This window comes from Bartonella sp. LB28NMGDW, assembly GCF_042194435.1.
Lineage (GTDB): Bacteria > Pseudomonadota > Alphaproteobacteria > Rhizobiales > Rhizobiaceae > Bartonella > Bartonella grahamii.
The window spans coordinates 1-815 of record NZ_JBHIMX010000123.1 but is presented as its reverse complement, the minus strand read 5'-3'; the positions used below and the strand labels follow the sequence as shown (position 1 = coordinate 815).

Annotated in this window: 2 protein-coding genes; both read right to left on the bottom strand. The window is 31.4% G+C overall.

Going from position 1 to position 815, the window contains the following annotated elements:
* Window positions 1–14 precede the first annotated feature (14 nt).
* Window positions 15–338: a helix-turn-helix domain-containing protein gene (locus ACFIKG_RS09565; RefSeq protein ID WP_015856199.1), complete on the bottom strand. Its 324-nt coding sequence runs from the start codon at window positions 336–338 to the stop codon at window positions 15–17.
* Window position 339: 1 nt separating this feature from the next.
* Complete coding sequence (locus ACFIKG_RS09560) at window positions 340–690, bottom strand: type II toxin-antitoxin system RelE/ParE family toxin (protein ID WP_041581387.1); 351 nt, start codon at window positions 688–690, stop codon at window positions 340–342.
* Window positions 691–815: the final 125 nt, after the last annotated feature.

Genomic DNA, 815 nt, shown 5'->3' with positions numbered 1-815 from the left:
AATCATAAAGAAGTTTAAGAAGAAAAAACAACTTCAAAATGTCCTTCAAGCGTTTTAACTTCTTTCGGATTAACAATAATCTTTATATCGTTTCCCAATTTTGCCAAACACTCAAGCATTTTCATTTCACTAATTCCTCGAAATTCTCCACTTAAGAGTTTAGACAGTTTTGGTTGAGTCATTTTCAAAAGTTGACTAGCCTGTTTTTGTGTTAAGTTCTTTTCTTTCAGAATTTGACTAATCTTATGAGCAAGTTGCGCTTTGATAAGCATCTCTCTGGAATCTGAAAAGCCAAGATCCGCATAAACATTGGAACTACCGTGAAAAACATTGATCATTTTAATTCCCTTCTAATTGTTCTGCTAACTTGAGACGTTCTTTAATCAGATTAATGTCTGGTTTTGGTGTTGCAATGCCACGGGTCGATTTTTTCTGAAAACAATGCAACACATAAAGAGATTTTTTATATTGTATCGTATAAACAGCGCGATAAGTTCCTTGAATATCGCGTTCAATAATTTCTAGAACATTGGCAGATCCAAACCCCTTGAGAACCTTAACATTTTCTCCTCTATCTCCTATCTGAGCAAGATAAAGAGCATAACCAATCCTTTGTTGAATAAGATCAGGAAGACTTTTTATATCTTTGAGTGAAGAACCAAGCCATATGATACGTTTTATTTTACTCATGATTATTAATATACCCATATGGGTATATTTTCAAGTGGTTATTCTAATTTTGTGATTTTTTAATAACTATTATTAATAAAATTGACTTGATAAAAATGGTAACAAAAAACCATAATTGTTTATTT

What these genes read in the sequence shown, in the direction of transcription:
- ACFIKG_RS09565 (WP_015856199.1), bottom strand. Translation starts at nt 338, where the DNA reads ATGATCAATGTTTTTCACGGTAGTTCCAATGTTTATGCGGATCTTGGC.
- ACFIKG_RS09560 (WP_041581387.1), bottom strand. Translation starts at nt 690, where the DNA reads ATGAGTAAAATAAAACGTATCATATGGCTTGGTTCTTCACTCAAAGAT.